The 20,014-nt window shown below is 70.6% G+C and carries 16 protein-coding genes and 1 tRNA gene; 11 read left to right on the top strand and 6 right to left on the bottom strand.

Annotation, left to right across the window (positions count from 1 at the left end; all coding sequences use genetic code 11):
- Positions 1–14: 14 nt before the first annotated feature.
- Positions 15–1,793 carry a lytic transglycosylase domain-containing protein gene (locus tag AAW13_RS16340; protein ID WP_046729625.1) on the bottom strand — a complete coding sequence of 593 codons (1,779 nt, stop codon included), beginning with the start codon at positions 1,791–1,793 and terminating at the stop codon, positions 15–17.
- Between the two features lie 311 nt (positions 1,794–2,104).
- On the opposite strand from AAW13_RS16340, the gene AAW13_RS16335 reads away from it, so the two are divergent.
- The gene (locus AAW13_RS16335) at positions 2,105–2,941 is read left to right on the top strand and encodes a DUF4184 family protein (protein ID WP_046729624.1); all 837 of its coding nucleotides are present in this window, start codon (positions 2,105–2,107) and stop codon (positions 2,939–2,941) included.
- On the opposite strand, the gene AAW13_RS16330 is transcribed toward AAW13_RS16335, so the two are convergent.
- Both AAW13_RS16330 and polA read right to left on the bottom strand, forming a co-directional pair.
- On the bottom strand, positions 2,880–3,248 hold the full coding sequence (locus tag AAW13_RS16330) for a hypothetical protein (protein WP_046729623.1): 369 nt from the start codon (positions 3,246–3,248) through the stop codon (positions 2,880–2,882). The genes AAW13_RS16335 and AAW13_RS16330 overlap by 62 nt on opposite strands.
- A 409-nt stretch (positions 3,249–3,657) precedes the next feature.
- Positions 3,658–6,387: a DNA polymerase I gene (gene polA, locus AAW13_RS16325; protein ID WP_046729622.1), complete on the bottom strand. Its 2,730-nt coding sequence runs from the start codon at positions 6,385–6,387 to the stop codon at positions 3,658–3,660.
- A 155-nt stretch (positions 6,388–6,542) separates the two neighbouring features.
- Here polA and AAW13_RS16320 point away from each other — a divergent pair, with 155 nt between their 5' ends.
- The 9 genes from AAW13_RS16320 (at position 6,543) to AAW13_RS16280 (ending at position 16,565) form a co-directional block, all read left to right on the top strand.
- Positions 6,543–8,837 carry an FdhF/YdeP family oxidoreductase gene (locus AAW13_RS16320; RefSeq protein ID WP_046729621.1) on the top strand — a complete coding sequence of 765 codons (2,295 nt, stop codon included), beginning with the start codon at positions 6,543–6,545 and terminating at the stop codon, positions 8,835–8,837.
- A gap of 86 nt (positions 8,838–8,923) precedes the next feature.
- Positions 8,924–9,409 carry a PaaI family thioesterase gene (locus AAW13_RS16315; protein WP_046729620.1) on the top strand — a complete coding sequence of 162 codons (486 nt, stop codon included), beginning with the start codon at positions 8,924–8,926 and terminating at the stop codon, positions 9,407–9,409.
- Positions 9,410–9,465: 56 nt separating this feature from the next.
- The gene (locus tag AAW13_RS16310) at positions 9,466–9,915 is read left to right on the top strand and encodes a hypothetical protein (protein WP_046729619.1); all 450 of its coding nucleotides are present in this window, start codon (positions 9,466–9,468) and stop codon (positions 9,913–9,915) included.
- Positions 9,912–10,505 (top strand): Tat pathway signal sequence domain protein, encoded by a 594-nt coding sequence (locus AAW13_RS46775; RefSeq protein ID WP_071659571.1) that lies wholly within the window; start codon positions 9,912–9,914, stop codon positions 10,503–10,505. The genes AAW13_RS16310 and AAW13_RS46775 overlap by 4 nt, the downstream gene beginning before the upstream one ends.
- A gap of 313 nt (positions 10,506–10,818) precedes the next feature.
- Positions 10,819–12,057, top strand: a complete 1,239-nt coding sequence (locus AAW13_RS16300) for a branched-chain amino acid ABC transporter substrate-binding protein (RefSeq protein WP_046729618.1) — start codon at positions 10,819–10,821, stop codon at positions 12,055–12,057.
- Positions 12,058–12,164: 107 nt separating this feature from the next.
- A complete protein-coding gene (locus AAW13_RS16295) occupies positions 12,165–13,097 on the top strand; it encodes a branched-chain amino acid ABC transporter permease (RefSeq protein ID WP_046729617.1) in 933 nt (310 codons plus the stop codon).
- 5 nt (positions 13,098–13,102) lie between these two features.
- The gene (locus AAW13_RS16290) at positions 13,103–14,944 is read left to right on the top strand and encodes a branched-chain amino acid ABC transporter permease (protein ID WP_046729616.1); all 1,842 of its coding nucleotides are present in this window, start codon (positions 13,103–13,105) and stop codon (positions 14,942–14,944) included.
- A gap of 5 nt (positions 14,945–14,949) precedes the next feature.
- On the top strand, positions 14,950–15,852 hold the full coding sequence (locus AAW13_RS16285; RefSeq protein ID WP_046729615.1) for an ABC transporter ATP-binding protein: 903 nt from the start codon (positions 14,950–14,952) through the stop codon (positions 15,850–15,852).
- A complete protein-coding gene (locus AAW13_RS16280; RefSeq protein WP_046729614.1) occupies positions 15,849–16,565 on the top strand; it encodes an ABC transporter ATP-binding protein in 717 nt (238 codons plus the stop codon). The genes AAW13_RS16285 and AAW13_RS16280 overlap by 4 nt, the downstream gene beginning before the upstream one ends.
- Before the next feature lie 157 nt (positions 16,566–16,722).
- Here AAW13_RS16280 and AAW13_RS16275 read toward each other — a convergent pair whose 3' ends face one another.
- On the bottom strand, positions 16,723–17,379 hold the full coding sequence (locus AAW13_RS16275) for an ANTAR domain-containing response regulator (RefSeq protein WP_046729613.1): 657 nt from the start codon (positions 17,377–17,379) through the stop codon (positions 16,723–16,725).
- Positions 17,380–17,479: 100 nt separating this feature from the next.
- Between AAW13_RS16275 and AAW13_RS16270 the strand changes: the two genes are divergently transcribed.
- A tRNA-Leu gene (locus AAW13_RS16270) sits at positions 17,480–17,554 on the top strand.
- A 98-nt stretch (positions 17,555–17,652) separates the two neighbouring features.
- Here AAW13_RS16270 and pyk read toward each other — a convergent pair.
- Together pyk and AAW13_RS16260 are read right to left on the bottom strand one after the other, a co-directional pair.
- Positions 17,653–19,089, bottom strand: a complete 1,437-nt coding sequence (gene pyk / locus AAW13_RS16265; RefSeq protein WP_046729612.1) for a pyruvate kinase — start codon at positions 19,087–19,089, stop codon at positions 17,653–17,655.
- 140 nt (positions 19,090–19,229) lie between these two features.
- A complete protein-coding gene (locus tag AAW13_RS16260; RefSeq protein ID WP_046729611.1) occupies positions 19,230–19,919 on the bottom strand; it encodes an SIMPL domain-containing protein in 690 nt (229 codons plus the stop codon).
- Between the last annotated feature and the right edge of the window lie 95 nt (positions 19,920–20,014).

The following is a 20,014-nucleotide window of genomic DNA, read 5'->3' as shown; positions in this document are numbered from 1 at the left end:
GCCGGGCCGGCGGGTCAGGACGTGGCGGAGGCGGACGGGCTCGCCGACGGGGAGGCGGACTCACTCGCCGAAGCGGAGGCGGTCGGCGACGGGCTGGGCGAGGCGTCCGCCGCGGCCACCGTCAGTTCGACGGTGAGCGCCGCACCGCCGGTGGTGGTGACGCGCAGCAGGAACGTGCCGGTGGTGTCGTCCGCGTACAGCTTGGGCAGCGTGAGCAGACCGTCCGCGTCCGTCTGGAGGTCCGTGAGGGTGCGTACGGCCTTGCCGTCGGCGTCCTTGAAGTACGGACCCTTGTCGTTGGTGCTCGGGTCGTCCGCGGACTTGATCAGCGTGGCGGTGGCGGCGACCTTGCCGGCGACGGCGCCCTGGTAGGTGGCCTTCACCTGGACCTGGTCGGCGAACTCGCCGCCCGGGGTGCAGGTCAGCGCGGTGTCGGCGGTGCGGGCCAGGGCGTCGGCGGCACGCGCGGTGACGGTCGCGGCGTAGTCGACGCCCTTGACCGTACGACCCACCACACTGGCGCGGACCGTGAAGTCGCCGGTCTTCTCGCCGGCCTGGAGCGCGGGCGCGACGGCGACACCCCTGCTGTCGGTGACGACCGTGGCCGTGCTCTCGCCGCCCGTGAAGGTGGTGTCCGTGTCCCCGACGATGGTGAAGCGGACGCGCACCTTGGCGACGATCCGGTCGGCCTTCGTCTCCGCGCGCGTGCTGATCCTCTTGGTGAACGCGTCGCCCGCCATGGCCGTGAGCTTGGCGGTGCCCGCGTCCGCGAGGTGGTCCACGGTGTCGGTGGCCGTGGGCGGCACGGTCGGGGAGGTGCTCGGGGTGCCCGGCGTCGGCCCCTCGGGCTTCGGCGTGGCCGTGCCCGGGGTGCTCGGTGTGCTCGGCGACGGGGAAGTCGAGCCGCCCGAGCCGTCGGAGGAGCCGCCGGAGCCGGAGCCGCTGCCGTCGTCGCTGCGGTGGGAGGGCACGGTGCCGGTGCCGTCGGGCACCGAGTGGGTGCCCTTGCGGTAGAACTCGTACCAGGACAGGACCAGGTCGAGGTAGTCCTGCGAGTTGTTGTAGCTGAGGATCGCGCTGTTCATGTCGGCCTGGACGGACAGGTCCCAGCCGTTGCGGCACAGGTAGTGGCCGGCGGCCAGCGCCGCGTCGTAGACGTTGTTCGGGTCCTTGACGCCGTCGCCGTTGCCGTCGCGGCCCGCCCACGCCCAGGTCGACGGGATGAACTGCATCGGGCCGACGGCCTGGTCGTAGCGGCTGTTGCCGTCGTACTTGCCGCCGTCGGTGTCCTGGATGAGCGCGAAGCCGTTGCCGTCGAGTTCCGGGCCGAGGATCCGGTGCAGGGTGTTGCCCTCGGCGTCCACGTCACCGCCGCGGGCCTGGCCGGACTCGACCTTGCCGATGGCGGCGAGCAGTTGCCAGGGCAGGTTGCAGCCGGGCTTGGAGTCGCGCAGTTCCGCCTCGGCCTTCTTGTAGGCGTCCAGGACCGTGGCCGGTATGCCGGCCTCGGCCGCGCCCCGGGAGACGGCGGTGCCGATGCTCGACGAGGAGGCGGTGGGGCTCGCGCTGGGGTTCGGGCTGTTGAGCGGCGGCAGGTCCGTGTAGTACGGCGAGTTGCCGGTGGCGCCGGCCTCCTCGGAAGCGGCGGTGCTGGCGCCGGCGTTGGCCTGTCTGCCGGGGTCGCCGTTGGTGACACCCGGAGCCTGGGACGCGGACAGAGCCGCCACCGCCAACGCGGCCGCGGCGGTCGTCGCCGCCCCCTTGCGCAGCCGCCTGCCGAATTGCGCCGCCATAGTGGTGAACCCCTCCCGTGGACGCCTTCTGAGCGCCCGTCTCCGTCTGTCTGCTCGCCCTGGTGTGACGATGGACCCGGTGCTGTGGTTGCCCTCGTTACCTCTTTGGAGTCGTGAGGTCGTGCACCCGGTCGTACGTGCCCCGGGCAGCGACCCAGGCGACCCTACGACAACTTGCTTTCCACGGACACCCGGTGGTGCCCGGTTTTCACCAGTTGGCCATCCGCCGTTGGACGATGGTGGGCTCGCGGATACTTGTCGTACGCGATCACCGTTCGGCGCTCCGGCCGACGACCGCTCCAGGAGGCCCGGTGCCGTTCACGCTCAGCCATGCCACCGCCGTGCTGCCCGCCGTACGCGGTGACGGGACGGGCCGCGGGCGACTGGTGCCGGCGGTGCTCGTGACGGGGTCGTTCGCCCCCGACCTCACCTTCTACGCGGCGAGCGCGGTGCCGGACGCGATGGGGTTCGGCGGGTTCACGCACTCCTTCACCGGAGTCTTCACGGTGGACGTGCTGTTCTCCTGGGCGCTGGCGGCGCTGTGGCTGCTGGTACGCGAGCCGCTCGTGGCGCTCCTGCCGCGCGCGCGGCAGGGGCGGCTCTCGGCCCTGCTGCGCTGCGGTGCTCCACGCGCGCGTGCCGGGCTCTCCCTGACGGCACGGTGGTACGTCTCCGCCGTGCTCGGCGGTCTCACGCACGTCGTCTGGGACGCCTTCACGCACCACGACCGCTGGGGCAGCCGGCTCGTCCCCGCGATCGGCCGGAACGTGTCGGGGGTACCGCTGTACACCCTGCTCCAGTACGGCAGTTCGGCGGTGAGCGCGGTCGTGCTCGCGGTGTTCCTGGTGCGCGCGGTACGGCGGGCGCCGGACGTGGAGCCGGCGGGGGTGCCGTCGCTGTCGGTACCGGACCGGTGGTGGGCCGCGGCCGGGATCGCCGGCTGCGCCCTGCTGGCGGCGGTGCAGCGGGCGACGCGGTGGTGGGCCTACTGGGGAGCCACGGCGAAGCCCTGGGAGCTGCTGCCCACGGTGCTCTTCGGAGCGGGCGCGGGGCTGCTGCTGGGGGTGGTCGGATACGCCGTGGTGGTCAGGGTGTGGCGTCCGGTTCCGGTGGCCGGGGTGCGGCGGAGCCGGTCCGCCGTTCGGTGAGGGTCGCCACGAACACGGTCATGGTGCGGGGGCGGCGGGGGCCGGGCAGCGCGGTCAGGAGCAGCGCGAGGTAGCCGCGGCCGACGTCGAGCCACTGACGCGGCTGGGGACGGGCACGGAGCCGGCGCCGGAGGCGGGTGGCCGCGCGGCGCACGGTGACGGCGAGGTCGGTGGGGATGCGGGCGGAGCTGGCGCCCGCCGCCTGGGCCGGGGCCGACGGGGTCGCCGTGACCTGTGCTGCGGCGGAGCGGGCGGTGGCCGGGGGCCTGGTCTGGGGCGTCCGGCGGTGAACCATGCGTATACCCATGGCCGCATCCTTGCCGGTGGCGATGCCGGGGGCGTTCTGACGGGGTCCAGGTGAGTGACGGCCCCCACGGGGTGCGGAGGCCGAGGCGAGAGCACGGCCGGCACCGCCGGAAACCACCGTCGTGGCCGGGCACCGTCGCGGCGGACAAATGGGCGAACGGGCGCCACCGCCGAGGCCGGCAGGGAGCACCGGCCACCGGCGCGGTGGACGAAAGGCACCGGGCGCCGTCGCGGCGGACACACCGCGACGGGGCTCGCGCGCCCTCCGCAACAGGGGACAGAGGCTCGCGCGGCCTCCGCAACAGGGGACAGAGGCTTGTGCGGCCTCCGCAAGAGGGGACGGAGGCTTGCGCGCCCTCCCTCGGAAGGCACCGGAGGTACGCGCCTCCCTGTCGGCTTGGGCCGGAGGGTCAGTGTGCTGCTGACTCCCAGTCCGGGCCGACCCCCACCGAGACGTCCAGCGGGGCCCGGAGGTGGACCGCGTTGGACATCTGGTCGCGGAGGAGGGCCTCGACCTCCGTGCGCTCGCCGGGGGCGATCTCCAGGACGATTTCGTCGTGCACCTGGAGGAGCATGCGGGACTTCAGCCCGGCCTCGCGCAGGGCGCCGTCCACCCGGAGCATGGCGATCTTGACGATGTCCGCCGCGGTGCCCTGGATGGGCGCGTTGAGAGCCATCCGCTCGGCGGCCTCCCGGCGCTGCCGGTTGTCGCTGTTGAGGTCGGGGAGGTAGCGCCGGCGGCCGAAGAGGGTCGCCGTGTAGCCGGTGGCACGGGCCTCGTCGACGACGCGGCGCAGGTAGTCGCGGACCCCGCCGAACCGCTCGAAGTACGTGTCCATCAGGCCCCGGGCCTCGCCCGCGTCGATGTTCAGCTGCTGGGAGAGACCGAAGGCCGAAAGACCGTACGCGAGGCCGTACGACATCGCCTTGATCTTGCGCCGCATCTCCGCGTCGACGGCCGAGCGGTCGACGTCGAACACCTGGGAGGCGACCGTGTTGTGCAGGTCCTCCCCGGAGGTGAACGCCTCGATCAGGCCCTCGTCCTCGGAGAGGTGGGCCATCACCCGCAGCTCGATCTGGCTGTAGTCGGCGGTCATCAGCGACTCGTAGCCCTCGCCCACCACGAAGCCGCGGCGGATCGCCCGCCCCTCGTCGGTGCGGACCGGGATGTTCTGGAGGTTCGGGTCCGTGGAGGAGAGCCGGCCGGTCGCGGCGACGGTCTGGTTGAAGGTGGTGTGGATCCGGCCGTCGGCGGCGACGGTCTTGATCAGGCCCTCGACCGTGACCCGCAGCTTGGCCTGCTCACGGTGGCGGAGCATGATCACCGGCAGTTCGTTCTCGGTCTGGCCGGCGAGCCAGGCGAGGGCGTCCGCGTCGGTGGTGTAGCCGGTCTTGGTCTTCTTCGTCTTCGGCAGCGCCAGTTCGCCGAAGAGGACCTCCTGGAGCTGCTTGGGCGAACCCAGGTTGAACTCGTGCCCGGCCGCCGCGTGCGCCTCCTTCACGGCCTGCTGCACCGCGCCCGCGAACATCTGCTCCATCGCCTCCAGATGCGCGCGGTCGGCGGCGATGCCGTGCCGCTCCATGCGGGCGAGGAGGATCGAGGTGGGCAGCTCCATGTCGCGGAGCAGATCGGCGGCGCCGACCTCCCGGAGGCGGTCCTCGAAGGCCGCGCCGAGGTCGAGGATCGCGCGGGCCTGGATCATCAGGGCCTCGGCCTCGGCGCCGTCGTCCGCGCCGAAGGCCAGCTGTCCGTCGGCCGCGGCGGCCGGGGCCAGCTCGCGGTGCAGGTACTCCAGGGACAGCGCGTCCAGGTCGAAGGAGCGGCGGCCGGGCTTGACCAGGTACGCGGCGAGCGCGGTGTCCATGGTCACGCCGTCGATGCGCCAGCCGTGCTCGGCGAAGACCCGCATCGCGCCCTTGACGTTGTGGAAGACCTTCGGTCGGGCGGGGTCGGCGAGCCAGGCCGCCCACGCGTTCTCGTCGGACTCGTCGAGCTGGGCGGGGTCGAACCAGGCGGCCGGGCCGTCGCCGGTGGCGAGGGCGACCTCGGCGACCGAGCCGGCGCCGAGCGCCCAGGTGTCGACGGTGGCGACGCCCAGCGGCTGCTCCGTGCCGTGTCCGGCGAGCCAGCCGGCCAGCTCGCCGGTGCCGAGGACGGTGGCGTCGACCTCCACGCCCGCCTCGGCGACCGGGGTGGACTCGGCCTCCTCGGCGCCGGGGTCGACGGCGTACAGCCGCTCGCGCAGCGAGGGGTTCCGGATCTCCAGGGTGTCCAGGATCATCGCGACGTTCTTGCGGTCGTACGGCGCGCGCTCCAGGTCGGCGACCGTCCTCGGCAACTCCACGGCGCGCTCCAGCTCGGTGAGCCGGCGGTTGAGCTTGACGGACTCCAGGTGGTCGCGGAGGTTCTGGCCGGCCTTGCCCTTGACCTCGTCGACGCGCTCGACCAGCTCGGCGAAGGACCCGAACTGGTTGATCCACTTCGCGGCGGTCTTCTCGCCCACGCCGGGGATGCCGGGCAGGTTGTCGGACGGGTCGCCGCGCAGGGCCGCGAAGTCGGGGTACTGCGCGGGCGTCAACCCGTACTTCTCGAGAACCTTCTCCGGGGTGAACCGGGTCAGCTCGGAGACGCCCTTGGTGGGATACAGCACCGTGGTGTGCTCGGTGACCAGCTGGAAGGAGTCGCGGTCGCCGGTGACGATCAGGACCTCGAAGCCCTCGGCCTCGGCCTGGGTGGCGAGGGTGGCGATGATGTCGTCGGCCTCGAAGCCCTCGACGGCGAAGCGCTGCGCGTGCATGGCGTCGAGCAGCTCGCCGATCAGCTCGACCTGCCCCTTGAACTCGTCCGGGGTCTTGGATCGGTTCGCCTTGTACTCGGTGAACTCCTCCGAACGCCAGGTCTTGCGGGAGACGTCGAACGCCACCGCGAAGTGCGTGGGCGCCTCGTCACGCAGGGTGTTGGCCAGCATCGACGCGAAGCCGTAGATCGCGTTCGTCGGCTGGCCCGTCGCGGTCGTGAAGTTCTCCGCGGGCAGCGCGAAGAACGCGCGGTACGCCAGCGAGTGCCCGTCCATGAGCATCAGCCGGGGACGGGGGCCGCCGGGGGTCTTGTCGGTCTGCTTCGCTGCTGTCTCTGCCACGCCCCCGATCCTGCCACGCCGCACTGACAGTGCGGGCCGGCGAGGAGCGGGGAGCGGGCCCCGGCCCGTGCTCGATGGTTGTCGGCGGCGCGTGCGAGGATCGGGGGCGCACCGGGTGTACAGGGCACTGGTGTCGGCGTAGAGGAGAGCGTGCGATGGCGACGAAGCCGCCTCAGGGGGATCCCGTCCAGGACGCGCCGCGGGTCGCGGAGCCGAAGCACGCGGCCGCCGGTCTGCCGGCCGTCGGGCACACGCTGCGCATCGCCCAGCAGCAGATGGGTGTGCGGCGCACCGCGCTGACGCTGCTGCGGGTCAACCAGAAGGACGGCTTCGACTGTCCGGGCTGCGCCTGGCCGGAGCCGGAGCACCGGCACACCGCCGAGTTCTGCGAGAACGGCGCGAAGGCGGTCGCCGAGGAGGCCACCCTGCGGCGCGTGACGCCCGAGTTCTTCGCCGCGCACACCCTCACCGACCTGCACGGCCGCAGTGGCTACTGGCTGGGGCAGCAGGGGCGGCTCACCCACCCCATGTACCTGGCGGAGGGCGCCGAGCACTACGAGCCGGTCAGCTGGGAGCGGGCCTTCGACATCATCGGCACGGAGATCGCCGCCCTCGGCTCCCCCGACGAGGCCGTGTTCTACACCTCGGGCCGCACCAGCAACGAGGCCGCGTTCCTGTACCAGCTCTTCGCGCGCGAGCTCGGCACCAACAACCTGCCGGACTGCTCCAACATGTGCCACGAGTCGTCCGGCTCGGCGCTGACCGAGACGATCGGCATCGGCAAGGGCAGCGTCCTGCTGGAGGACCTGCACAAGGCCGACCTGATCATCGTCGCCGGGCAGAACCCGGGCACCAACCACCCGCGGATGCTCTCCGCCCTGGAGAAGGCCAAGGCCGGCGGCGCGAGGATCATCAGCGTCAACCCGCTGCCGGAGGCCGGTCTGGAGCGGTTCAAGAACCCGCAGACTCCTCAGGGCATGCTGAGGGGCGCCGCGCTCACCGACCTGTTCCTACAGATCCGGATCGGTGGCGACCAGGCCCTGTTCCGCCTCCTCAACAAGCTCGTCCTGGAGACCGAGGGCGCGGTCGACGAGGAGTTCGTTCGCGAACACACCCACGGTTACGAGGAGTTCGCGAAGGCCGCCCGCGCCGCCGACTGGGACGGGACGCTCGCCGCCACCGGCCTCACCCGCGCGGAGATCGAGGAGGCGCTGCGGATGGTGCTGGCCTCGAAGCGGACGATCGTCTGCTGGGCCATGGGACTCACCCAGCACAAGCACTCGGTGCCCACCATCCGCGAGGTGGTCAACTTCCTGCTGCTGCGCGGCAACATAGGCCGCACCGGTGCGGGCGTCTGTCCGGTCCGTGGCCACTCGAACGTGCAGGGCGACCGCACGATGGGCATCTTCGAACGTCCCGCCCCGGCCTTCCTGGACGCCCTGGAGAAGGAGTTCGGTTTCGCGCCCCCGCGCGCGCACGGCTTCGACGTCGTCCGGGCCATCCGCGCGCTGCGCGACGGCGAGGCGAAGGTGTTCTTCGCGATGGGCGGCAACTTCGTCTCCGCCACCCCCGACACCGACGTCACCGAGGCGGCCGTGCGGCGCGCGCGGCTGACCGTGCACGTGTCGACGAAACTCAACCGCTCGCACGTGGTCACCGGCGCGCGGGCGCTGATCCTGCCGACGCTCGGCCGCACCGAGCGCGATCTCCAGGGCGGCGGCGAGCAGTTCGTGACCGTCGAGGACTCCATGGGCATGGTGCACGCCTCACGCGGCCGTCTGGAGCCCGCGAGCCCGCACCTGCTGTCGGAGCCGGCGATCGTGTGCCGGCTGGCCCGCCGGGTGCTCGGCGAGAACAGCCGCACGCCGTGGGAGGAGTTCGAGAAGGACTACGCGACGATCCGCGACCGCGTCGCGCGCGTGATCCCCGGTTTCCAGGACTTCAACGCGCGCGTGGCACATCCGGGCAGCTTCGCCCTCCCGCACGCCCCGCGCGACGAGCGGCGCTTCCCGACGGCCACCGGAAAGGCGAACTTCACGGCGGCACCGGTGGAGTTCCCCGAACTGCCGGAGGGCCGCCTGCTGTTGCAGACGCTGCGCTCGCACGACCAGTACAACACCACGATCTACGGCCTGGACGACCGCTACCGGGGTATCACGAACGGCCGCCGGGTGGTCCTGGTGAACCCGGAGGACGCGCGGCGGCTGGGGGTCGCCGACGGCTCGTACGTGGACCTGGTGAGCGAGTGGAAGGACGGTGTGGAGCGCCGGGCGCCGGGCTTCCGGGTCGTGCACTACCCGACCGCCCGGGGCTGTGCGGCGGCGTACTACCCGGAGACCAACGTGCTGGTGCCGCTCGACGCCACCGCGGACGTCAGCAACACCCCGGCCAGCAAGTCCGTCGTGATCCGGCTGGAGAGCGGCGCGCGGCACCCGGCACCCGCCGTCTGAGCGCCCGCTCAGTCCGTCTGGAACAATCGACGGCCTACTGAGCGTTTGCTCAGCGGAGACAGCCGCAAGACGATCGGAGCCGGCCCATGGGCGAGCAGCAGCATGTGAAGTTCCCGCAGGAGGTCATCGACGAGTACGCCGCGCTCGGTGTCGACCTGCCCGCCCTGTTCTCCGCGGGGCACCTGGGCACCCGCATGGGCGTGCAGATCGTCGAGGCCTCCGCGGACCGGGTCGTCGGCACCATGCCCGTGGAGGGCAACACCCAGCCGTACGGGCTGCTGCACGGCGGGGCCAGCGCGGTGCTGGCGGAGACCCTGGGCTCGGTCGGGTCGATGCTGCACGGCGGCAGCTCGAAGATCGCCGTCGGCGTCGACCTGAACTGCACGCACCACCGCGGCGCACGTTCCGGCCTGGTCACCGGTGTGGCCACGCCGGTGCACCGGGGGCGCTCCACGGCGACGTACGAGATCGTGATCAGCGACGAGGAGGGGCGCAGGGTGTGCACCGCCCGCCTCACCTGCCTGCTGCGCGACCTGGAGGGCTCGACGCCGCCTTCCGCCGTCCAGGGCTGACGGCCCTTGCCGGCACGTCCATTGCTCCCCGCCGTCGGCGCCCGTAACTTCGGCCCATGGGACGGCGAGGAGGCCCCCTCTCGGGGGTGACGGCACTGGGGCTCGGGCTCGCGCTGCTGACAGGCTGCGGCGCCGCCACGGCCCCCAGGACCCCACCGGCTACCGCGACCCCACCGGCCCCCACGGCCGCACAGGACACCCCGGCCGGCTCGCGGGGCCCCTCGCAGGCCGGTTCCCCGTCGGCGGTCCCGGACGCGGACCTGTGCGCCAGGATCGTCGCGCACTGGTCGCGCGAGGTGCTCGGCAGCGGCACCTACGGCGACTACCAGTCGATGGGGCTGTCCAACGGCCAGTACGAGATCCTCCGGGACGTCGTCGACGCGGCCCGGGCGCTGGAACGCCGTCAGGGGGCCGCCGCCGCCGACCGGTTGATCGACCGCCGGGCACGGTCCGCCTGCGCCGAGCGGTACCGCCGGGGCACGCCGAGCGGGGGCCCCTGGCGATGAGCGGAGCGAGCGGCATCGGACCCGTCGAACCGGGCGAAGGCACGCACGCGCGGGAGTTCCCCGGGGCGGCCGCCGCCCCCGCTCCCCCGCACCCCGGCCGCCGGCGCGCCGCCCTCGTCCTCGGCGCGGCCGCCGTCCTCCTCGCGGGCGGCGGGTACCTCGTCGCGACCCGGCCGCACCGGCCTCCACCGCCCGAAGTCCCGTACCCGGCGCAGACGGTGGCGTTCTCCTTCGTGGGCGGCCGGGGCACACCGGCGGACGCCCCACCCCGCAGCTTCAGCTTCGCGGTGCGGATGACCGTCATGGACGGGCCGCCGGTCACCGTGCCCCGGATGACCCAGCCCTATGCCGGTCTCACGCTGACCGAGTCGCCATCCGCACCCTTTCGGACAAAAGCGGGCTCACCCCGCGAGATCACGATCACTATGCATGTGACCGATTGTGGGACGGTTCCGAAGGATGCCGGGCTGCCTTTCCTGGACGTAACTCTACGTAATACCCGCGCAATACAAGTCCAGAGTTTCATCCTGGGATCCCGTTACGCACAGCACCTCTCACGCGCCCTGAAAGTAGCCTGTAGCAACAGTTAGGCGAGGTTTCCGGTAATCACCAAAACGCACGAGACGCCTGATGCGATGACGGCGGGTCCTGCGGGTTCTCAGCATGCGGACCGGGCGAATCGGCCGGAATTCCTCCGTTCTCCGCACGGTGTACCGCTCTGCATTACCTCGTGTCATAACAAGAGCGTCACAGCATCGGCCAGACCCTCCTCCACGTTCCCCACACCCGCCTAGAGTCACGGCCAGTCACGGTGCCTTCGGATTCCCACGTCGATCTTCGGCCCGGTGCGCGTGACTCGACCGTTTCCACGGGGATGCGGTTGTTCAGGGGAAAGGACTGATCGTGCGTCAACGTTCGCTCATCGCCATCACCGCCGCGCTGGCAGCGGGAGCACTCACCCTCACCGCCTGCGGTTCGCGAGACAAGGGCGGCAATGGCTCGGACTCGGGCAGCGGTGGCACCACGGTCACCATCGGCGTCGACGCTCCGCTGACCGGCGACCTCTCCGAGCTCGGCCTCGGCATCAAGAACTCGGTGGACCTCGCGGTCAACCAGGCCAACAAGAAGAAGTACGTCGACGGCGTCACCTTCAAGATCGAGGCCAAGGACGACCAGGCCCAGCCCTCCTCCGGCCAGGCCAACGCCACCGCTTTCGTCGGCGACAGCAACGTCTACGGCGTGGTCGGCCCGCTGAACTCCTCGGTGGCCCAGTCGATGCAGAAGGTCTTTGACGACGCCAAGCTGGTCGAGGTCTCACCGGCCAACACCAGCCCCGACCTGACCCAGGGCCCCAACTGGCAGACCTCCAAGTCGCGCCAGTACAAGTCGTACTTCCGTACCGCCACCACGGACGCCATCCAGGGCCCGTACGCGGCGCAGTACGTGTACAACACGGCGAAGCTCAACAAGGCCTTCATCATCGACGACAAGAAGACCTACGGCGCGGGCCTCGCCGCCACCTTCACCGACGAGTTCAAGAAGCTCGGCGGCAAGGTGGTCGGCACCGAGCACATCAACCCCGACTCCAAGGACTACTCGGCGGTTGCCACCAAGGTGAAGAACTCGGGTGCCACCGTGGTCTACTACGGCGGCGAGTACCCGCAGGCCGGTCCGCTGAGCAAGCAGATCAAGGCCGCGGGTGCCAACATCCCGCTGGTCGGCGGCGACGGCATCTACGCCGACGACTTCCTCACCCTCGCGGGCTCCGCCGCCAACGGTGACCTGGCGACCTCGGTCGGCGCCCCGGTCGAGACCCTGGCCTCCGCCAAGGAGTTCGTCGCCAACTACAAGGCCGCCGGCTACAAGGAGGCCTACGGCGCCTACGGCGGTTACTCCTACGACTCGGCCTGGTCGATCATCGAGGCCGTGAAGAAGGTCGTCGACGACAACAACGGCAAGCTGCCGTCCGACGCCCGCGCCAAGATCACCGCCGCGGTGCAGAACGTCTCCTTCGACGGCGTGACCGGCAAGGTCTCCTTCGACGAGTACGGCGACGCGACCAACAAGCAGCTCACCGTCTACAAGGTGACCAGCGGCGCCTGGAAGGCTGCCACCTCGGGCACGTACACGCCCAGCAGCTGACCCACACCCGCACCGAGCCGCGCGGGGCGCTGTTCCACTGGCGCCCCGCGCGGACTCGCATCCGGCCACATTCGTCGAACTTTCCGAACCGTCTCGGAGGACATGCGGTGAACGAACTGCCGCAGCAGCTGGTCAACGGCCTGCTACTGGGATCCATGTACGGGCTGGTCGCCATCGGCTACACGATGGTCTATGGCATCGTCCAGCTCATCAACTTCGCCCACGGCGAGATCTTCATGACCGGCGCGTTCGGCGCGCTCACGGTCTACGCGTACGTACTGCCGGGCGGCACCTCGATGTGGATAGCGCTGCCGCTGATGCTGGTGGGCGCGATCATCGTGGCCGTCCTGGTCGCCGTCGGAGCGGAACGGTTCGCCTACCGCCCTCTGCGCACCGCCCCACGTCTGGCCCCCCTCATCACCGCCATCGGCCTCTCCCTGGCCCTCCAGCAGGCGGTGTGGGCCTGGTACCCCGAGGCGAAGTCCGCCCGCACCTTCCCCACCATCCCGGGCGGGCCCTTCAACATCGGTAACGTCACGATCCAGACCGGTGACATCTTCCTGGTGGTCGTGGCCCCGCTCAGCATGGCCTTCCTCGCCTACTTCGTGATGCGCACCCGCACCGGCCGCGGCATGCAGGCGACCGCCCAGGATCCGGACACCGCCAAGCTGATGGGCGTCAACACCGACCGCATCATCGTGATCGCGTTCGCGCTCGGCGCCGCCTTCGCCGCCATCGGCGGTGTCGCCTACGGCCTCAAGTACGGCCAGATCGACTTCAAGATGGGCTTCCTGCTCGGTCTGAAGGCCTTCACCGCGGCCGTCCTCGGCGGCATCGGCAACATCTACGGCGCCGCGCTCGGCGGCCTCGTCCTCGGTGTCGCGGAGGCCCTGTCCACCGCCTACATCTCGGACATCCCCGGCATGGACAAGTTCGGCAGCCAGTCCTGGGCCGACGTCTGGGCGTTCGTACTCCTCATCCTCGTACTGCTGTTCAGGCCACAGGGTCTGCTCGGCGAACGCGTCGCGGACAGGGCGTGACACCGATGACCACAGAGACCACCGCATCCGAAACCCCCGAGACCCCCGAGACCACGAGCGCCCCGGCGCCCGCCGCGTCCGGTCTGATCGGACTGCCGGCCCCGCTGGGCCGGGCCCTCGCCACCGGTGGCGGCGTCCTCGCCGTCGTCTCCACGTTCATGTCGTGGACCTGGACCTCCGACTTCCCCGGTGACCTCACCGTCTACGGCTACCCGGGCGGACTCCAGGTCCTGGTGCTGATCGGCGGCATCCTCACCACCCTGTTCGGCCTCGCCTCCTACGGTGTCAAGTGGCTGTCCTGGCTGACCCCGGGCAGCGCCGACAGCGCGCTGAAGATGGCCGCGCTCGGCACCTTCGGCACCGCCTGGTACACGGTCGTCGCCATCAGCGTGGAGCTGGGCGGCGTGGTGAACCTGGACCCGGGCGGCTTCGTCGTCGCGATCGCCACGCTGGCATCCGTGATCGGCGCGCTGGCCCTGCCGTTCGAGCGGCCGGAACCCGACCCGGTGGACCCCGACGACGCCGGCTGGGAGCTGTTCAAGCACAACTCCCGGCAGAGCTGGAACACCTTCCGCGCGGCCTTCGCGCCCAGGACCCCGGCACCGGCCGCCCCGCTGCCGTCCTGGGCGGAGATCCTGGTCATCGTCGCGGCGATGGCGATCGGCCTGATCGTCTTCAGCTACGGCATCGGCACGTCGTACGACGAGCTGTTCATCGGCTTCCTGATCATCGCCGGCTTCGGCTTCGCCTCGCTCTCCAAAGCCGGGCTCGTGGCCCGGGTCTCGGCGATCACCGCGAAGCACCGGAACATCACCATGGCCGGTGCCTTCCTGGCCGCCGCGGCCTTCCCGTTCACCCAGTCCAACGACCAGTACGCGACCATCGGCGTCTACATCCTGATCTTCGCGACGGTCGCGCTCGGCCTGAACATCGTCGTCGGCCTCGCCGGCCTCCTCGACCTCGGTTACGTCGCCTTCCTCGGTGTCGGCGCCTACACCGCGGCCCTGGTCTCCGGCTCGCCGTCCTCGCCGCTGCACGTGCAGTGGCCGTTCTGGGCGTCGGCGCTGCTCGGTGCGGTGGTCGCCATGATCTTCGGTGTCGTCATCGGCGCCCCGACCCTGCGACTGCGCGGCGACTACCTGGCCATCGTGACCCTCGGCTTCGGTGAGATCTTCCGGATCACCGTCCTCAACCTGGACGGCACCTCGGGCCCGGACGTCACCAACGGCTCCAACGGCATCTCCTCGATCCCGAACCTGGACATCCTCGGCTTCGACTTCGGCGCGCCGCACCAGATCCTCGGCAGCACCATCGGCCGGTTCGCCAACTACCTGCTGCTGATGCTGGTGATCACACTGATCGTGGTCATCGTCTTCCGGCGCAGCAGCGACTCCCGCATCGGCCGTGCCTGGGTGGCCATCCGCGAGGACGAGACCGCCGCGCTCGCCATGGGCATCAACGGCTTCCGGGTCAAGCTGATCGCCTTCGCCCTGGGCGCCTGCCTGGCCGGCCTGTCCGGCTCCGTCCAAGCCCACGTCACCTACACGGTGACCCCGGAGCAGTACCAGTTCGCCTACGTGGTCCCGCCCAACTCGGCGTTCCTGCTGGCCGCGGTGGTCCTCGGCGGCATGGGCACCATCTCGGGCCCGCTGGTCGGCGCGTCCCTGCTCTACCTGATCCCGGCCAAGCTCCAGTTCCTCGGCGACTACCAGCTCTTCGCCTTCGGTGTCACGCTCATCCTGCTGATGCGCTTCCGCCCGGAGGGCCTCATCCCCAACCGGCGCCGCCAGCTCGAGTTCCACGAGGAAGCCGAAGCGCCCGCCGTCCTCACCAAGGCAGGGGCCTGACCACGATGACCACGGAAACCACCGTCAAGGACGCCGCCGCCGGCGAGGTCGTGCTCGACGCACGCGGCGTGACCATGCGCTTCGGCGGCCTCACCGCCGTACGCGGTGTCGACTTCACCGTCAGGAGCGGCGAGATCGTCGGTCTGATCGGCCCCAACGGCGCCGGCAAGACCACCTTCTTCAACTGCCTCACCGGTCTGTACATCCCCACCGAGGGCGAGGTCCGGTACAAGGGCGAGGTCCTGCCGCCGAAGTCCTTCAAGGTCACGGCGGCCGGCATCGCCCGCACCTTCCAGAACATCCGGCTGTTCGCCAACATGACGGTCCTGGAGAACGTGCTGGTCGGCCGCCACACCCGCACCAAGGAGGGCCTCTGGTCGGCCCTGCTGCGCGGCCCCGGCTTCCACAAGGCCGAGGCCGCCTCCCGGGCCCGGGCCATGGAACTCCTGGAGTTCGTGGGCCTGGAGAAGAAGGCCGAGCACCTCGCCCGCAACCTGCCCTACGGCGAGCAGCGCAAGCTGGAGATCGCACGGGCGCTGGCCAGCGAGCCGGGGCTGCTGCTCCTGGACGAGCCGACGGCCGGCATGAACCCGCAGGAGACCCGCACCACCGAGGAACTGGTCTTCGCGATCCGCGACAAGGGCATCGCCGTCCTCGTCATCGAGCACGACATGCGGTTCATCTTCAACCTCTGCGACCGCGTCGCCGTCCTCGTGCAGGGCGAGAAGCTCATCGAGGGTGACAGCGCGACCGTGCAGGGCGACGAGCGGGTCATCGCCGCCTACCTCGGCGAGCCGTTCGAGAACGCGCCCGGCGACGAGGAGGCCGCCGAGGTCGCGGCGGCGGAAGCCGCAGCCCAGGCCGACACCACGACCGACGCCGTGCCCGGCAAGGAGAACGACCGATGACCGCACTGCTCGAAGTAGAGGACCTGCGGGTCGCCTACGGCAAGATCGAGGCCGTCAAGGGCATCTCCTTCAAGGTCGAGGCCGGCCAGGTCGTCACCCTGATCGGCACCAACGGCGCCGGCAAGACGACGACCCTGCGCACGCTGTCCGGGCTGCTCAAGCCGGTCGGCGGGCAGATCCGGTTCAACGGCAGATCGCTGAAGAAGGTCCCGGCCCACGACGTGGTCTCGCTGGGACTCGCCCACTCCCCCGAGGGGCGGCACATCTTCCCGCGCATGACCATCGAGGACAACCTGCGCCTCGGTGCGTTCCTGCGCAGCGACAAGCCGGGCATCGAGAAGGACATCCAGCGGGCGTACGACCTCTTCCCGATCCTCGGGGAGCGGCGCAAGCAGGCCGCGGGCACCCTGTCCGGCGGTGAGCAGCAGATGCTGGCGATGGGGCGGGCGCTGATGTCCCAGCCGAAGCTGCTGATGCTGGACGAGCCGTCGATGGGGCTGTCGCCGATCATGATGCAGAAGATCATGGCGACGATCGCGGAGCTGAAGTCGCAGGGGACGACGATCCTGCTGGTCGAGCAGAACGCGCAGGCGGCGTTGTCGCTGGCCGACCAGGGGCATGTGATGGAGGTCGGCAACATCGTGCTGTCGGGTACGGGCCAGGACCTGCTGCACGACGAGTCGGTTCGTAAGGCCTACTTGGGCGAGGACTAGGTCGTGGGATCACTGCGGGCCGGTCGTGGCCGGTCGCGCGGTTCCCCACGCCCCTGACGGAGCGCTGCCCCCCGAGGGGGCGCTGCCGCCGACGGCGTCACAAAGGCCCGCGTCCCCTTCTCCGGGGCGCGGGCCTTGGCGTTCGTGCGACCGTCGGTCAGCTCTTGCCGGTCTTCTTCTCCTCGCTGTCCGCGATGACCGCCTCCGCGACCTGCTGCATCGACATGCGGCGGTCCATCGACGTCTTCTGGATCCACCGGAACGCGGCCGGCTCGGTCAGGCCGTACTCGGTCTGGAGGACGGACTTCGCGCGGTCGACCAGCTTGCGGGTCTCCAGGCGCTGGCTGAGGTCGGCGACCTCCGCCTCCAGCTGCTTCAGCTCGCTGAACCGGGAGACGGCCATCTCGATCGCCGGTACGACGTCGCTCTTGCTGAACGGCTTGACCAGGTACGCCATCGCACCGGCGTCGCGTGCCCGCTCGACCAGGTCGCGCTGGGAGAACGCGGTGAGCATCAGGACCGGGGCGATGGACTCCTCGGCGATCTTCTCGGCCGCCGAGATGCCGTCCAGCTTGGGCATCTTGACGTCCAGGATGACCAGGTCGGGGCGGTGCTCGCGGGCGAGTTCGATGGCCTGCTCGCCGTCGCCGGCCTCGCCGACCACCGTGTACCCCTCTTCCTCCAGCATCTCCTTGAGGTCGAGCCGGATCAGGGCCTCGTCCTCGGCGATGACGACACGGGTCGTCAGCGGAGGTACGTGCGACTTGTCGTCGTCGGGTGCGTCGACTGGCTGGGGCGACTCGGCGGCGGTCACGGGGGCTCCTCGTTCAGGGCAGGGGTACTGCTGACAAGAGCCTACCTAGCTACGGTATGGTGGACGCGCGGAGGGTCGGGGATAACCTTTGATTCTTCGAGCCCCGGTAGCCCAATTGGCAGCAGGCAACGGATTCAAAACCCGTACAGTGTCGGTTCGAGTCCGACCCGGGGCACTTTTCCTTGGATTCCAAGGTCACAATAATTTCGTGTTAACAATGGGCCCCACCTTGCGGAGGGGCCCGTCGGCATTGTGCGGGGGCGCCCGCCGGCGTCACCTGGGGCTGTCGTCCTCGCCGATGTGGTGGACCCGGACCATGTTGGTCGAGCCGGAGACACCGGGCGGGGAGCCGGCCGTGATGACCACGATGTCCCCCTTCTCACAGCGGCCGTACTTCAGCAGCAGTTCGTCGACCTGGTCGACCATCTTGTCCGTCGAGTCGACATGCGGACCGAGGAAGGTCTCCACGCCCCAGGTGAGGTTGAGCTGGGAGCGGGTGGCCGGTTCCGGGGTGAAGGCGAGCAGCGGGATCGGCGAGCGGTAGCGGGAGAGCCGGCGGACCGTGTCCCCGGACTCGGTGAACGCGACCAGGAACCTCGCGTTCAGGAAGTCGCCCATCTCGGCGGCGGCCCGCGCCACCGCGCCGCCCTGGGTACGGGGTTTGTTGCTGTCGGTCAGCGGGGGCAGCCCCTTGGCGAGGATGTCCTCCTCGGCCGCCTCGACGATCTTCGCCATGGTCCGCACGGTCTCGATCGGGTACTTGCCCACGCTGGTCTCGCCGGAGAGCATCACCGCGTCCGTGCCGTCGATGACCGCGTTGGCCACGTCGGAGGCCTCGGCACGGGTGGGCCGGGAGTTGTCGATCATCGAGTCGAGCATCTGGGTGGCGACGATGACCGGCTTGGCGTTCCGCTTGGCCAGCTTGACGGCGCGCTTCTGGACGATCGGCACCTGCTCCAGCGGCATCTCCACGCCCAGGTCGCCGCGCGCGACCATGATGCCGTCGAAGGCGGCCACGATGGAGTCGATGTTCTCGACGGCCTGCGGCTTCTCGACCTTGGCGATCACGGGAAGGCGGCGGCCCTCCTCGTCCATGATGCGGTGGACGTCCTCGATGTCCCGGCCGCTGCGCACGAAGGACAGTGCGATCACGTCGAACCCGGTGCGCAGCGCCCATCGCAGGTCGGCCTCGTCCTTGTCGGACAGGGCCGGGACGGAGACGGCGACCCCGGGCAGGTTGAGGCCCTTGTGGTCGGAGACCACGCCGCCCTCGACGACCCTGGTGTGCACCCGGGGACCGTCGACATGGGTGACCTCCAGGCAGACCTTGCCGTCGTCGACCAGGACCCGCTCACCGGGGGTGACGTCAGCGGCCAGGCCCGCGTAGGTGGTCCCGCACTGGCCGCGGTCGCCCTCGGCGCCCTCCTCGACCGTGATGGTGAAGGTGTCGCCGCGCTCGAGGAGGACCGGGCCTTCGGTGAAGGTGCCGAGCCGGATCTTCGGGCCTTGAAGGTCGGCGAGCATGCCCACGCTGCGACCGGTCTCGTCGGAGGCCTTGCGCACCCGGTGGTAGCGCTCCTCGTGCTCGGCGTGACCGCCGTGGCTGAGGTTGAATCGGGCGACGTCCATGCCGGCCTCGACCAGGCCCTTGATCTGGTCGTACGAGTCGGTGGCGGGCCCCAGAGTACAAACGATCTTTGCTCGGCGCATGCTTCGAGCCTAGGCCTTACCGGCGGGTAGAGAATCGGTGGTACATGACGACCCAACAACCTTTGCGTGAAGGCCTATTGACAAGTGTTGAATTGTGCGGAGACCCGCTCCTATGAGCATCCCGCAGGTGTTGAACGCGTTCACAGTTCCGGCGGCGCCATCGTGAAGCGCACGCCGACCTGAGCGGCCACCCGCAGGTGCGGGGGTTCGAGGTCCAGCGGCTCGGCGGGGGCGTCGGCGACCGCCCGGCTGCGGACCCCGCCACCGAAGGCAGGCCGGTGCGGCCGCGGGCCCTCGGCGCCGGTGTCGGCGAGTTCGACCAGCGCGGCGAGGGAGGTGCCGAGGGCGCTCGCGTACTCACGGGCCCGCTGCACCGCCTCGGCGACCGCCCGCCGCCGGGCCTCGCCGTGCACCGGTGAGTCGGGGCGCAGTGACCACCAGGGCCCGTCGACCCGGGTCAGCTCCAGGTCGGCGAGGCGGGTGACGAGTTCGCCGAGCACGGTGAAGTCGGTGAACTCGGCGGTGAGCTGCACCCGGCCGTGATAGCTGCGCACCCGTTCGCCCCGGCCGCGCTCGGCGAATTCGGGCGCGATGGAGAAGGCCCCCGTCGACAGCCGCTCCACCGCCTCGCCGTACGACTTGACGAGTTCCACGGCGGTGGTGTTGCGGCGGGTGAGGTCGTCCAGGGTCGAACGGCGGTCGCGGCCCCGGGCGCTGACCAGGACACCGATCCGGGCCAGCTCCGGTTCGACCTCCAGTTCCGCCTCGCCGCGCACGACGAGGAGGGGTGCGTCGGGCGTGCCGGCCGAGCGGGCATCCTCGAAGGTCATACGCCCCACTCTGTCACGCCATCCCCGCTTGTGCGCACCGGAGTTCGGGGATCAGGTCACCAGATCGCAACCTCCCGGACCTGTTGCCGTCGGTC

This window comes from Streptomyces humi (assembly GCF_001005085.2).
In the GTDB taxonomy this organism is placed as follows: Bacteria; Actinomycetota; Actinomycetes; order Streptomycetales; family Streptomycetaceae; genus Streptomyces; species Streptomyces humi.
Note: the sequence above shows the minus strand (reverse complement) of the source record. Positions and strands in the feature narration are given on the sequence as shown.